The sequence below is a fragment of the Hippea alviniae EP5-r genome (assembly GCF_000420385.1).
GTDB classification, from domain to species: Bacteria; Campylobacterota_A; Desulfurellia; order Desulfurellales; family Hippeaceae; genus Hippea; species Hippea alviniae.
Map to the genome: position 1 here is coordinate 576,801 of NZ_ATUV01000001.1, position 13,545 is coordinate 590,345.

Here is a 13,545-nt window from a genome sequence, read left to right on the forward strand (position 1 = left end):
CCCTTATCAATTTCATACTTTGAATTTTCTTACAAGGTCTGTAAGTCTCTCTGAAGCGGTTTTAAGTTGCTCAGAGAGTGATGCAATCTGCTCTGCTACTTTTGCGTTGTCTTCAGCTGCTTGTCTTATCTCTTGGGCCTGAGCGTTTACTTCTGATACGGTTGAAGAGAGCTCTTCTGTTGCAGCAGAAGTTGAGTTAATCTCTTCTATTGTCTTTGAAATCTGCTCAACCATAGAGTTTATATTATTCTCATCTTCTAAAGCCTTTTCTCTCTCTTTCAGTATGCCTTCTTCTGCTTCTTTTGTCATCTCTATGGACTTTTGGGCATCCTTCTGCATCTTTACAATCATCTCTCTTATCTCTTCAGTTGCCCTTTGTGTTTTTTCTGCCAACTTTCTTACTTCATCGGCAACGACGGCAAAACCACGACCAGCTTCTCCTGCTCGTGCTGCTTCGATTGCAGCGTTTAGAGCAAGTAGGTTTGTCTGGTCTGCAATTTCGTTGATTACATTAACGATTTGGCCAATCTGTTTTGACGACTCTCCAACTTCGTTAATCTGTTGCATTGCTTTTCTTGCAAGTTCTGCATTTTTGTTCATTCTCTTCACGCGCTCTTCTATATCTTTAAGCATTTGTTGGTTGATTTCGCTTACCGTTTCGGCTTGCATATTAATACCTTCTGTTGATTGTGCCACATTATTTACAGCTTCTGCCATGTCGTTTACGGCTTGAGCCATCTCTTCAAGGTTTCTTGTTGTTTCTTCAACTGTCGATGCCATTTCGAGAGCAGATGATGCTGTTGTTTCTGATTTGTTCATGACATCTTCGGCGGAGCTTCTTATGTCTTTTACGAGTTGTTGTATTGTGTCAAGGAAATTGTTTAATTTATTAGCGAGATTCTCAAACTCATCTCCTGTATCTATTTTAACTCTTTTTGTTAAATCACCTTCTCCGCTCTCTAAGTCTTCAAGTTCTTTAGCCATGAGATTTATTGGTTTTACCAATTTGTTTGCTAAAGCTGAACCTATTAGGGCAATAACAATCAATGCTGCGATGGCAACTATAATAGAGACGATAATTGAGCTCAGCATTTCTTTCTCTATTTTCTTTTTGTAGGCTAAAGCTTCTTTTTGAACATCATCTAAATATACTCCGCTTCCTATAATCCAATTTAATTTTGGAATTGTTTTTATGTAGGAGATTTTAGGTGCCACACCTCCGCCTGGTTTAACCCACCAGTAATACACAAATCCGTTACCTTTTGTTTTTGAAATTTGAATCATTTTTTGAAATAGGTATTCTCCTTTTTTATCTTTTACATTTATGACATTTTTACCATTTAGCTGTGGTTTTGGTGGGTCCAATATCATTGTGCCGTTTTGGTCAATCACAAAGAAATAATTTCCATTATCGTATCTTATTTTGCTTAAATCCTGAATAATTTCTTGCTTCACAACATCTATTGGTTTGTTCTCTTTTAGTATACAAGCGATGTATTTTGATGAGACTTCCTCAACAAGTGTTTTTACTTTGTGTTTTTTTAATCTTAGGAGTAAGTCATAAGTGTTTTGATATCTTACATTTATTTGTTTGATGTTCCACCATACAGCGTAAATACCGAATATAAGAAGAAATATTAGTACAGAACCAATGCCGTATGCTATCAGTTTTCCTTTGAACTTCATTTTAGTCACCTCTTAATTTTTGTTTGATAGTATTTCTATTGTTTCCCTGTCAAATAGTTTAAAATATGGGTCGTATTTAAATAAGTTATTTATGGTTTCGTAGAAATTTCTACCCAAAAATCCGTCTTTTTCTGACTGTACTATACCTTCTTCTGCTAACTCTATGCTTTTAAGAGCCATATCTTCTGCCAACAAAGCCTTTGAAGAGCAGCCCTTTTTTGCACCATCGCAAAATACACCCGCAACACCCTGAATGTAGTTTTTAAACGCATCAAAAAACAGACCCATCTTGCCTTTAAGATACAGTATGCCACCTATTATTCCAACGCCGGCTGCATGAACAACACCACATTCTGATGAAACAAACCCAAATTTCGATGTTACGATTGATGTTATAAAACAGGATAAAAGAGAAGCCTTTTGAATCTCTTTTTCTTCTTTTTTTAGGCTTCTTCCAAAACTTACCACAGGTATAATGGCTGTTAAACCTTTGTTTCCGCTTCCCGCACAGCTTGCAACTTCTATGCTATCACCTCCCATTCTGGCATAAACTGCGCCGAATAGCCTATTGTTGCTTGAGTATTTTTTTGCGTATTCGGCAGCTTTCATATTTACATCAACAGCCTTTTTTATCTTTTCTTTTATCTCCTTATCTTCGTAAAGTTTGTTTACAATCTTCTCCCAATTCTTGTAATTATACAGTGCTTCTTCAAATTCTATCTCTTCTTCAACCTTAGAAGCTTTTTTCTTTAGAATAATTTTACCATTTTTTGTTATCTGACTTATGCCTGTATGCGTCCTTCTTGTTATAACTTCGGCATACTCATTGCCTTTATTCGCTTTTGACCTTATGAACAACTGTTTTTTATCGCTTAAGCGAATATCTATCTTTATTTTAGTCTCTTTTGCTTTTTTGACAACTTCTTTTGACAATAAGGAGAATATCTCAAGCTCTTTTGATGTATCAGATATGAAATATCCAAGCAGTGCGGCCCATTTTGTTCCAGTTAAGCCTCCTGAATTTGGAATTCCTGCACCGAATGCGTTTTTAAAAGTCATTCTGTCTATCTCTATCTCAATTTTGTCTGCATCTTTGAGCTGTTCACTTAGATATGCGCAGTTTAGTGCAATTGCTGCCGGTTCTGTGCATCCTAAGGAGAACTCTATCATCTTTAACATCTTCTCTTTTAGTTCCATTTAAATCTCCACATTGAGAATTTTTCTTGCAAGATACCCTATGAAAAAGGATACAACGCTTACAGAGAAGCTTATTAAGAACATTTCAAGAAAACTTCTTTTGAACGATGTCTCTTTTACAACAGAAACAAAGAAACTAAAGATTAATATCACTATGGTTGCATCGACAAACATAAGAATCAAAGAATATACGAAGTTTGAAAAGATAAAAAACGGGACAACAAGCATTAAGACGGTTAAAAAGTAAGCAACGGTTGTGTAAAATGCAGCTTTAAGTGGATGCTCGTGTTTGTCCGCTTTTTGCGATAGATATTCAGAAGAACCCATACTTAATGCGGCAGATATACCCGTAACTACACCGACTATTCCTATAAGCTTTGCGTTTTGAAGTGCAAGTGATACACCAGCTAAAGCACCCGTGAGCTCAACAATCGCATCACTTATGCCCAAAACCATTGAGCTTATATACTCAATTCTCTCTTCTTTGAGCATATCGACAAGGAGTTTTTCGTGTCTTGTCTCATCTTCGATTATCTGTTTTGCTTGTGGTATTTTACCTATGATTGATTGATACTCTTCTATTGCCGTATCTTCAGATGCTTCCATCATTTTTACAGAAAAGACGATACCAAATATTCTGGCTATTAATATGTAAAAAAATACAACAAGCTTGTTTACCTTTACATCTTTACCTGTGTATTTTTTGAGTATGTTGTAATGATTTAGCTCATCTTCTGCTATTTTTGAGAGTATCTTTTTATTTTTCTCGTTTACGCTTTTTATTTTGGAGAGTTTTTTGTAAATGAGATGTCCTGTAAGTTCTTCCTTTTCAAACCTAAGAAGCTTCGCTTTCAACTCTTTTTCCATTCTTTTCTCCCCCGAGCACATTATATATCTAGTTTCCGTAAATGCAAGTGAAATCAGGTTAAAATATTATTAAATAATTTTTAACTTAATTATTTTTTGACAAAACGGTTGATTTTGTTAAGAATGGTAAAAACGATTTATAGGTGATAGCATGAAGATTGAAAAGCCTTGCGTTAAATTTGGTGGATTTTTTAAAACAAAAGGTGCTTACGCTTTACTTATAAAGGTTGATAGGGACAGGGATATTGTTATTGGAGCTTTGGGGAATGTAAGTTTTAAAAAAGGGTTTTATGTTTATGTGGGCTCTGCTATGGGTGGATTGAATCATAGATTAAAAAGGCATCTCTCTAAGAACAAGAAGTTAAGGTGGCATATTGATTACCTGCTTCAAAAGGCTGAAGTTGTTGGTGTTATGGTTTGGGAGTCGAACAAGAGAATAGAAGACAAGATAGCAAAAAAGTTGATTAAAAGGTTTAAATTTGTAAAGGGTTTTGGAAGTAGTGATTCAAAACTAAAAAGCCATCTATTTTTCTGTAAAGATAGAGAAAAGTTGATAGAAACTCTATTTAAAGCCTTAAGAAGAAGCTCTGTTTTTGTTGAGTTTTAAAAGTGTGAAGCTTTCTATATGATGAGTTTGTGGGAACATGTCAAATAACTTTATCTTTTCTATAGAATACAGGTTTTTTAAGATATTTAGGTCTCTGCTTAAGGTTGCAGAATCGCAGGAGATATAGATTACATATTGTGGCTTTTTTCTTATTATCCATTCGCTTACCAGTTTTGCTCCGTCCCGTGGTGGGTCAAGAAGCGCAAGGTCAAACCTATCTTTCAACTTAAATGGCTCCATTAAATTGATTTTCTTATATCTGACATTTTTAAGCTCAAAGCTGTTTATGTTTCTTCTTAAAGAAGAGATGGCTTTTGTATCAAACTCTATTGCCGTTATCTTGTAACCTTCTATAGCAAGTGGTAGGGTAAAATTACCTATTCCGCAGAAAAATTCGACTATTGTTGAAATGTTTAGACTGTTTATTGTGTTTTTTAGCTCTTCAATGAGTTTTAAGTTGATTTCTCTGTTTATCTGGCTGAATGCTCCCTTTTTGTAAAAGAGCGGTTTATTTAAACCTAAATCAAGCATCATCTCATCGGCGTTTATATTCGAAAAATCGTCAACTTCTATTCTATTTAGTGAAGAACATCTGTATTTTTTGATAAACTCGTTTATCTGGTTGTCCGCAATATGACAGTAATCGACTTTGATAAACTCGTTGCTCTTTTCTTTGAAAAGTCCCCAGTGTCCAAACCTGCACTTAAATTCAACCCTTTTTCTGTAATTGAACTGTTTTGGTGATGCTTCTATCTCGATGCTGTCTATCTCTATTTTTGCTATTCTTTTAAGCACATTTCTAAAGGCTTCCTTTTTAAGTTCTAATTGATAATCGTATGTTGCATGTTGAAGATTGCATCCACCACACCTGCCGTAATACTTACATTTTGGCTTAACCCTAAAGGGCGATGGTTCTAAAACTTTTGTTGTTTGAGCTATAGTATAGCTCTTTTTCTCTTTTGTTATCTCTATTTCAACAGTCTCATTTGGCAGAGCATACCTTACAAACACCGTCTTTGAATCTATTTTGGCAATGCCGTATCCACCGTTTGCAAAGCCTTCAATCTTTACAATCATAGCTCAAGTTAATAGTATATCAAAAGCTATGTTTGTTGTAAAATGTGCAAAGTGCAAAACCAAGCTGTTAAAGTATAGAAAAGTCGGCAAAGGCAAACTTTTGCGCTGCTGGAAGGATAGAATTGTTGAAGATTACACTTCGAAAGAAGGCTCTTTTATGAAGTGTCCTAAGTGTGACGAGATTGTGGGCGTTGATGCTGGTGCATTCTTCAAAATGAGACAGGGAAGATTTACAACGCATGGCAGCTATGAGTGATATTTACTTTTATATTCACATACCGTTTTGCTATAGGAAGTGTCCTTACTGCTCGTTTGTCTCTTTTGAGAAAAAATTGAGTTTGGTTGATGAGTATGTGGATGCACTTTTAAAGGAGATTAGAGCGTTTAAAACTGACAGTATAGTAAGAACAGTTTACTTTGGCGGTGGAACACCAACTGTTCTTAAGATTGAGTATATAGATAAGATTTTAAGCGAGATATTTAAGCGGTTTAAGAGTGATATTAGAGAGATAACTATCGAAGCAATCCCGTTGGGATTAAAAGTGGAGTATCTAAAGGGTTTGAAGAGCTTAGGTGTGAACAGAATCAGTCTTGGGGTTCAGTCATTTTCGGACTTTAAACTAAAAAAGCTAAGAAGACTCCACTCAAAAGAAGATAATTTAAAAGCTATTAATAATGTATTTGATGTTGGTTTTGATAATGTTAGTGTTGATTTGATATATGGAGTAGGTGAAAGTTTGGGTGATTTGGAAGGAGAGATAAAGTATTTAAAATTCTATTCTTTTAAGCATGTCTCAACCTATATGTTGTCTATTGAAAAAGGAACACCATTTTTTGATATGTATAAAAATGGTAAACTTAAAGTTAACGATGATGAGCAGCTTGCTGATTTTTATCTGTTTTTGTGTGATGCGTTGGAAGGCTTAGGCTTTTTGCAGTATGAGATATCAAACTTTGCAAAAAGCGGTTTTGAGAGTAAGCATAATTTGGCTTATTGGGAGTTGAAGGAGTATAAAGGTTTTGGTGTATCTGCAAGTTCTTTTGTTGATTTCACAAGATTTAAGAATAGCGAAAAGCTCGATATTTACCTTAGCAATCCAACATCGTGCTATAAAGTTGAAGAGAAACTTGATAAAGTTGAGCTTGCAAAAGAGATGCTGATTTTTGGTTTGAGAAAGAATGAAGGCATAAGCTTTAGTAAAGTAAAAACTCAGACAGGAGTTGACTTGCAAAAACTGTTCGAGCATCAAATCAATGAGCTTGTCGAAATGGGATTCTTGGAGAAAGAGTTAGACGGTCTCAAACTCAAAGGCTGCAAATCCATGTCTGTCTCAAACGCCATCCTGAGTCATTTTATTTAATACGGTAAACCCATTCACCCATCCACAACTTCCAATTCAAAGTCCAAAATTCAAAATTCCCAGCTCAAGTTTTTCCATCCCTTTCTCATAAATCCTGCTATTTCCCTTGACTTCCAATGTAAGCGGGTCAAAGAAGAGAATCTCTTTTTCTGCCCATTTGGAGATAACTTTGATAAGCTCATGTTTGTTTGGAGAGTTATCTTTTAAAATAAACTTGCCATCTTTAATTATTATCTTTGCAACTTCTCTAAATATCTTCTCTTCTTCTTGACTATTTTCTCTTGCTAAGAAATCAACCATCTCCGTATAAGCCAAAAACGCCCTATGCTCTAAATACTCTTTCAATGTCTTAAACTCTTTCTTCTCAAACATCATTCTTTGTATATCTGGAATACAACCACCAAGATAATCCCAGATGAGTTCTATTTCATTCTCTTTAAATCCTTCAGAACTCAACCATTCTACAACTATACTCTTATCAAGATGGTCAATCTTGAAGAATTTACTTGTTTTCTTCAGTTTTGCATCATTATAAATCCTATCTATAAACACAGTGTTTGAGCTTAAGATAACAACATGAGATAGATGGGTCTCTTTTGTTAGAGAGACACAGAAGTTTAGAAACTCTTTGAGCAGTTCTTATGTATATATCCTCAAGTGTTTGGATTTCGTCGATGATGAGAATAGGGAGTTTATTAAGACTTTTAAACTTTTCTATTAGAGCATCAAATAAATCTATTTTTTTTCTCTTTAATCTTGTTGAATATCTTATAATCAAGCCTTATAACTCCTAAATGAAAGGTTATGCCAAGCGTTTTATCCAAAGTCTTGTCTTCTGGAAAGATAAAGCTGTTTAAAAATGTTTCATAGCTTGATATTAGCTTTTCTCTCAAGTTTATATACTTCACCCACCAATTACCTTTGGGTTTTAAGTTCTCAAAATCTTCAAACAGCTCCTTTTCAACAACATACTCAATGAGTGTTGTTTTGCCTGAAGATTTTGGGCCATAAACCCAAAGGATTAACCCTGGTAATTGATTGAACCAATCAAGGAAGAAGTTTATCTCTTTATCTCTGTCTATGAGTTTTTTGTTTCTGAAGGTTCTTGTGTTCATGGGTTGCTCCTTTTAGTCAGTTTGTTTTTATTATACAGGGAGTTTAAAAGAGTTTGCAAGAAAAATTGAAACAAATTTCTTTAATCGTTGACATGCAATCTCTTTTTATTATAATCTGCACTCAGAAGTGCCGAAGTGGCGGAATTGGCAGACGCGCTAGATTCAGGGTCTAGTGGGCTTTACGCCCGTAGGGGTTCGACTCCCCTCTTCGGCACCATTTTTTCGTATAGAAAGGAGCCTGCCAGATGAATGCCAATGAAACCTTCCTTTTTACATCAGAATCCGTAACAGAAGGTCATCCAGACAAGGTTGCTGACCAGATTTCAGATGCAATCTTAGATGCTATCATAGCAGAAGATAAGAATTGTCGCGTAGCATGTGAGACTATGTTGACAACAGGCATTGTTTTTGTTGCTGGTGAAATCTCAACGACAACATATGCGGAGATACCAGAAATCGTAAGACAGACCATTAAGGAGATAGGTTATACAAATGCCGATTATGGCCTTGATTATAAATCCTGTGCTGTTGTTACTTCTATTGATAGGCAATCTCCTGATATAGCAATGGGTGTTGACAAGGGAGAAAAGCTTGGTGCAGGTGACCAAGGTATGATGTTTGGCTATGCAACAGATGAGACTGAAGAGTATCTGCCACTTACAATTGTGCTGGCTCATAAGCTATCAAAAAGGCTTGCAGATGTTAGAAAACAGGGATTGCTGCCTTACTTAAGGCCTGACGGTAAAACGCAGGTTACAGTTAGATACAAGGGGTTTAATCCGGATAAGGTTACGGCTGTTGTTGTGTCTGCTCAGCATGACCCAAACATAGAGCTTGAGCAACTAAGAAAGGATATAGTTCAATATGTTATACGATATGTAATTCCGCAGGAGCTATGGGACCCAGACATTAAACTTTACATAAACCCAACAGGTAGATTTGTGCTCGGCGGTCCACATGCAGATACAGGCTTAACAGGAAGAAAAATTATAGTTGATACATACGGTGGTGTTGCAGCTCACGGTGGCGGTGCTTTTTCTGGAAAAGACCCAACAAAGGTTGATAGATCCGGTGCTTATATGGCTCGCTATATCGCCAAGAACATTGTTGCAGCAGGTATAGCAAAAAGATGTGAAGTTCAGCTTGCGTACGCTATCGGCGTTGAAGAGCCAGTCAGCATTATGCTTCACACATACGGCACGGGTAAATTGCCCAAAGAAGATATCAAAAAACTGATTGTTGACACATTTGATATGACGCCAAAGGGCATGATAGAGACACTTGACCTTCTAAGACCAATTTATAAAAAGACAGCAGCTTATGGACATTTTGGAAGAAACGATAAGGATTTCACCTGGGAGAGAACAGATAAAGCAGAAGAGTTAAGAAAAAAGGCGGGGTTATAAAATGGATTACGATGTAAAGGATTTGTCTTTAGCTGATTTAGGTAAAGACAGAATAGAATGGGCTTTTCAAACAATGGATGTTTTAAAGTCCATTCAGAATGATTTTGAGAAGAATAAGCCTTTAGAAGGTAAAACCATAGGTGCATGTCTGCATGTTACGACAGAGACGGCAAATCTGATGATAACGCTAAAAAAGGGCGGTGCTGATGTTTATCTGTGTGCATCAAACCCACTCTCGACACAGGATGATGTTGCAGCAGCTTTGGTTAAGCATTACGACATACCAGTTTTTGCTATTAAGGGTGAAGACAGAGATACATACTACAAGCATTTAAATGCTGTTTTGGATAAAAACCCAAATATTACAATGGATGATGGAGCAGACCTTGTCTCTTTATTGCATTCAGACAGAAAAGAGCAAGCAAAGAATATTATAGGCTCAACGGAAGAGACAACGACAGGTGTTATAAGACTAAAAAGTATGGAAAAGAACGGCGTTTTGGCATTTCCTGTTATTGCAGTAAACGATGCAAACACAAAACACATGTTTGACAATAGATACGGAACAGGCCAGTCAACAATTGATGGTATAATTAGAGCAACAAATAGACTAATTGCAGGCAGTGTGTTTGTTGTTTGTGGATATGGTTGGTGTGGAAAAGGCCTTGCAGCAAGAGCTAAAGGAATGGGTGCGAATGTTATTGTAACGGAAGTTGACCCTTTAAGGGCACTCGAAGCTGTTATGGATGGCTTTAGGGTTATGCCCATAGCTGAAGCTTCGAAGGTTGGTGATTTCTTCTGCACGGTTACGGGTGATATGCATGTTATAAGAAAAGAGCATTTTGAGTTGATGAAGGATGGTGCAATTGTTGCCAATGCTGGGCATTTTGATATAGAGATAGATGTGAAAGGTCTAAAGGAGATATCTGTATCAGAAAGGGATATAAGGCCGTTTGTAAGGGAGTATAAGCTCAAAAACGGAAAGAGAATTTACCTGCTTGCTGAAGGTAGGCTTGTTAATTTATCTGCTGCTGAAGGCCATCCATCTTCTGTTATGGATATGAGTTTTGCCAATCAGGCTTTGGCTGCGAAGTATCTTGTTGAGCACGGAGCTGAGCTTGAGAAAAAGGTTTATAAAGTGCCAGACGAACTTGACAATATGATAGCAACACTGAAGCTTAAATCTATGGGCATTGAACATGATGAGTTAACAGAAGAGCAAAGGGAGTATTTGGTAAGTTGGACGATAGGAACATAATTTAAAGTTTTTAAGGAGATAAGCCATGAAAAATAGAGTGATGGATGAGCTAAAGAAGGTCTTTTATCCGGGAAAAACCCATAGCGTTGTGAAAGAAGGGATAATTGATGATGTAGAAGTTGATGGTGGAAAAGTTATTGTTAAGATAAAGACGAAAGAGAAGAATCAAGCCGTAATTGATATGCTTAAGAAGAGCATTCCACTTGCTCTAAAAAGGATTGACGGTGTTGAAGATGTTGAACTTCAGATAGAAAAAATTGTTGAAGAAAAAGAGAAGGTTGCAAACATTAGATGGGTTATAGCGACCACATCGGGTAAAGGTGGTGTTGGAAAAAGCACGGTAAGTGTTAACACTGCGTTGGCGTTGGCTAAATTTGGGTATAGAGTTGGATTGCTTGATGCTGATATTTATGGTCCTAATATACCAACAATGATGGGTATTGAAGGTGTGCCTGTAATGCTTGACCCTAATCATAAAGATAAGATTCTGCCAACGGAGAAGTATGGGATAAAGGTTTTATCCATAGGGAATCTTGTGCCTAAGGATGCAGCAATAATTTGGAGAGGTGCTTTGATTCATCAGGCAATAAAGCAGTTCTTGGAAGACGTGAGCTGGGGTAATCTTGATTTTCTTATGGTTGACCTACCCCCTGGCACTGGTGATGCTCAGCTTACTTTAGCTCAAGAAACAAAAGTTGCAGGTGGGATAATAGTAATAACCCCGCAGAATGTTGCCATGAGCGATGCTGCAAAGGCTTATGACTTTTTTGAAAAGCTAAAGATTCCAACTTTGGGTGTTGTGGAAAATATGAGTTATTTTGTCTGTCCACATTGTGGAGCAAGAACGGACATTTTCGACCATGGTGGAGCAAGAAAATTTGCAGAAGATAAAGGTTTGACATTTTTAGGTGAGATACCTATAGATGTTGAAGTCAGAGAAGGTGGAGATAAGGGTAAACCAATTGTAATTGCAAATCCAACTTCGCCTGTGGCTCAAGCCTTTGAAGATGTAGCAAGGAATATTGTTGAAAAGGTTAAAGCCCTAAGCTAAAGGAGGCTTTATGGGTATTTTTGATTTATTTAGGAAGTCGCCGTTTATAGCAATAGGCGAGATGATGCGGGAAGTGATGGAGTGCACAAACAGGATACCATCGCTTTACGATGCTTTTGTTAATGGTGATTATGAGAAAGTGCAGCAGACAGCAAAAGAGATATCTGACCATGAATATAGAACGGATGAGATAAAGAATAGTATAAGGCAAAGCTTGCCAAACAGTATATTTATGCCTGTTGCAAGAGGTGATTTGCTCCAGATTATAACATCTATGGATGCTATAGCTGATAGGACAGAAGATTTAGGAGTGTTGATGACCTTTAAAAAGATTGCCGTTCCGGAAGAGTTAAAGAAAAAGATAGATGACTTTGTTAAAGTTGTACTAAAAGTTGTTGAACTTTCGAAAAGTGTTATAGACGAACTCGAAACACTAAGAGAGGCAAGTTTTACAGGTCCTGAAGCAAGGCACATAGTTGAACTGCTTGACAAAATTAACGAAAGCGAACATGAGTCTGATGTTTTTCAGTATGACTTGACAAAAATCGTTTTGAATACAGAAGGTCTTGACTGCGCGTCGTTAATGCTTTGGATGAAGATAATTGAGACTACGGGCGATATAGCCAACGCTGCTGAAAAAATGGCAAACAGGATTAGGCTAATTATATCCCAATGAGTCCGCTAATAATTGTTCTTCTGGCCGCAGCGTTTGGCTTTTATATGGCTTGGAACATAGGAGCCAACGATGTGGCCAATGCAATGGGAACAAGCGTTGGTGCCCGTAGTGTAACCTTTCGTCAGGCTATAATAATCGCCGCTATATTTGAATTTTCTGGAGCTATGCTTGTTGGCAACCATGTTAGTCTCACTGTTGCCAAAGGCATAGTTGACCCGTTTGCTTATTCTAAGCATGCAATGATTTTTGCTTACGGAATGCTTGCCACACTGCTTGCTGCAGCTTTATGGGTTAACCTTGCAACAAAACTTGGAATGCCTGTATCAACCACTCATTCCATAGTTGGTGGTGTTATGGGTTTTGGTATTGTTACGCATGGTTTGTCTTCGATTGAGTGGGGAAAGGTTGCAACAATAGTGGCAAGCTGGGTTGTTTCACCAATAACCGGTGGGATTATATCATTTTTTATATTTCTCTTTATCTCGAAAAAGATTTTAGCAGATGAGAAACCCGTTGTTGCTGCAAAAAAGTATGCTCCATTTCTGGCTTTTATGGTTTCTATGGTTTTAGTTTTCTCGATGCTTTATAAAGGTTTGAAAAACTTACATTTAAACTTTACATTTACAAACGCTTTACTTATTGCTGCAGGTGTTAGTGTTGTTTTCTATGCCGTTATTTATAAGATAGTTAGCAATATACCCGTTGATACTACCCTACCCTACAAGAGAAGATATCCACAGGTTGAGCGTGTTTTTGCTATTTTGCAGGTTATAACCGCATCTTACATGGCGTTTTCTCATGGTGCAAACGATGTGGCAAATGCTGTTGGGCCTTTGATGGGTGCTGTTTATGCTGCTGCTTTGACTTCTCATAAGCATCTTGAGATGTCTATGTGGGTTTTGAGTATTGGTGCCGTTGGTATAGTTGCCGGTTTATCTATGTATGGATATAAGGTTATCCTGGTTGTCGGGCGTAAAATCACCGACATGACACCATCAAGAGGTTTTGCCGCAGAGTTTGGTGCTGCAACAACTGTTCTGGTTTGCTCCAAGATGGGTTTGCCCATCTCGACAACTCACACGCTTGTTGGTGCTGTTATAGGTGTTGGTCTTGCTCGTGGTATAGGCGCTTTGAATTTGAAGGTTTTGAAGGATATAGTTGTTTCTTGGCTTCTTACTTTGCCTATAGCTGCTGCCCTTTCTGCTGCAATATTTATGGCTTTGAAGGGTCTATTTTTGGGTTGA

14 protein-coding genes and 1 tRNA gene are annotated in these 13,545 nt (G+C 37.2%); 9 read left to right on the top strand and 6 right to left on the bottom strand.

Annotated features, from left to right (window positions below; all coding sequences use genetic code 11):
• Positions 1-12: 12 nt before the first annotated feature.
• The 3 genes from G415_RS0103090 to G415_RS0103100 are packed head-to-tail and all read right to left on the bottom strand — an operon-like array spanning position 13 to position 3,750.
• Positions 13-1,686, bottom strand: a complete 1,674-nt coding sequence (locus G415_RS0103090) for a methyl-accepting chemotaxis protein (RefSeq protein WP_022670126.1) — start codon at positions 1,684-1,686, stop codon at positions 13-15.
• A 12-nt stretch (positions 1,687-1,698) separates the two neighbouring features.
• Entirely contained in the window at positions 1,699-2,883 is a 1,185-nt protein-coding gene (locus G415_RS0103095) for an L-serine ammonia-lyase, iron-sulfur-dependent, subunit alpha (protein WP_022670127.1), read from the bottom strand.
• Positions 2,884-3,750: a VIT1/CCC1 transporter family protein gene (locus tag G415_RS0103100; protein WP_022670128.1), complete on the bottom strand. Its 867-nt coding sequence runs from the start codon at positions 3,748-3,750 to the stop codon at positions 2,884-2,886.
• 151 nt (positions 3,751-3,901) lie between these two features.
• Here G415_RS0103100 and G415_RS09645 point away from each other — a divergent pair, with 151 nt between their 5' ends.
• Complete coding sequence (locus G415_RS09645; protein ID WP_022670129.1) at positions 3,902-4,357, top strand: GIY-YIG nuclease family protein; 456 nt, start codon at positions 3,902-3,904, stop codon at positions 4,355-4,357.
• Here the strand turns inward: G415_RS09645 and G415_RS0103110 are convergent.
• Positions 4,325-5,434, bottom strand: a complete 1,110-nt coding sequence (locus G415_RS0103110) for a class I SAM-dependent RNA methyltransferase (protein WP_022670130.1) — start codon at positions 5,432-5,434, stop codon at positions 4,325-4,327. The genes G415_RS09645 and G415_RS0103110 overlap by 33 nt on opposite strands.
• On the opposite strand from G415_RS0103110, the gene G415_RS0103115 reads away from it, so the two are divergent.
• Positions 5,391-5,690, top strand: coding sequence for a hypothetical protein (locus tag G415_RS0103115; protein WP_238321440.1), 300 nt, complete (start codon positions 5,391-5,393; stop codon positions 5,688-5,690). The two genes, G415_RS0103110 and G415_RS0103115, sit on opposite strands and share 44 nt — an antisense overlap.
• Positions 5,683-6,795, top strand: a complete 1,113-nt coding sequence (gene hemW / locus G415_RS09650) for a radical SAM family heme chaperone HemW (RefSeq protein ID WP_162138532.1) — start codon at positions 5,683-5,685, stop codon at positions 6,793-6,795. The genes G415_RS0103115 and hemW overlap by 8 nt, the downstream gene beginning before the upstream one ends.
• Before the next feature lie 36 nt (positions 6,796-6,831).
• On the opposite strand, the gene G415_RS0103125 is transcribed toward hemW, so the two are convergent.
• On the bottom strand, positions 6,832-7,431 hold the full coding sequence (locus G415_RS0103125) for an ATP-binding protein (RefSeq protein WP_081639319.1): 600 nt from the start codon (positions 7,429-7,431) through the stop codon (positions 6,832-6,834).
• A gap of 89 nt (positions 7,432-7,520) precedes the next feature.
• A complete protein-coding gene (locus G415_RS0103135) occupies positions 7,521-7,910 on the bottom strand; it encodes an ATP-binding protein (RefSeq protein ID WP_022670135.1) in 390 nt (129 codons plus the stop codon).
• A gap of 129 nt (positions 7,911-8,039) precedes the next feature.
• On the opposite strand from G415_RS0103135, the gene G415_RS0103140 reads away from it, so the two are divergent.
• The 6 genes from G415_RS0103140 (at position 8,040) to G415_RS0103165 (ending at position 13,545) form a co-directional block, all read left to right on the top strand.
• A tRNA-Leu gene (locus G415_RS0103140) sits at positions 8,040-8,127 on the top strand.
• Between the two features lie 28 nt (positions 8,128-8,155).
• Positions 8,156-9,316, top strand: coding sequence for a methionine adenosyltransferase (metK, locus tag G415_RS0103145; RefSeq protein ID WP_022670136.1), 1,161 nt, complete (start codon positions 8,156-8,158; stop codon positions 9,314-9,316).
• Position 9,317: 1 nt separating this feature from the next.
• Positions 9,318-10,574 (top strand): adenosylhomocysteinase, encoded by a 1,257-nt coding sequence (gene ahcY, locus G415_RS0103150; RefSeq protein WP_022670137.1) that lies wholly within the window; start codon positions 9,318-9,320, stop codon positions 10,572-10,574.
• Between the two features lie 25 nt (positions 10,575-10,599).
• Positions 10,600-11,625: an Mrp/NBP35 family ATP-binding protein gene (locus G415_RS0103155; RefSeq protein ID WP_022670138.1), complete on the top strand. Its 1,026-nt coding sequence runs from the start codon at positions 10,600-10,602 to the stop codon at positions 11,623-11,625.
• A gap of 10 nt (positions 11,626-11,635) precedes the next feature.
• Positions 11,636-12,301 (top strand): TIGR00153 family protein, encoded by a 666-nt coding sequence (locus G415_RS0103160; RefSeq protein WP_022670139.1) that lies wholly within the window; start codon positions 11,636-11,638, stop codon positions 12,299-12,301.
• On the top strand, positions 12,298-13,545 hold the full coding sequence (locus G415_RS0103165; RefSeq protein ID WP_022670140.1) for an inorganic phosphate transporter: 1,248 nt from the start codon (positions 12,298-12,300) through the stop codon (positions 13,543-13,545). Before G415_RS0103160 ends, G415_RS0103165 begins: the two co-directional genes overlap by 4 nt.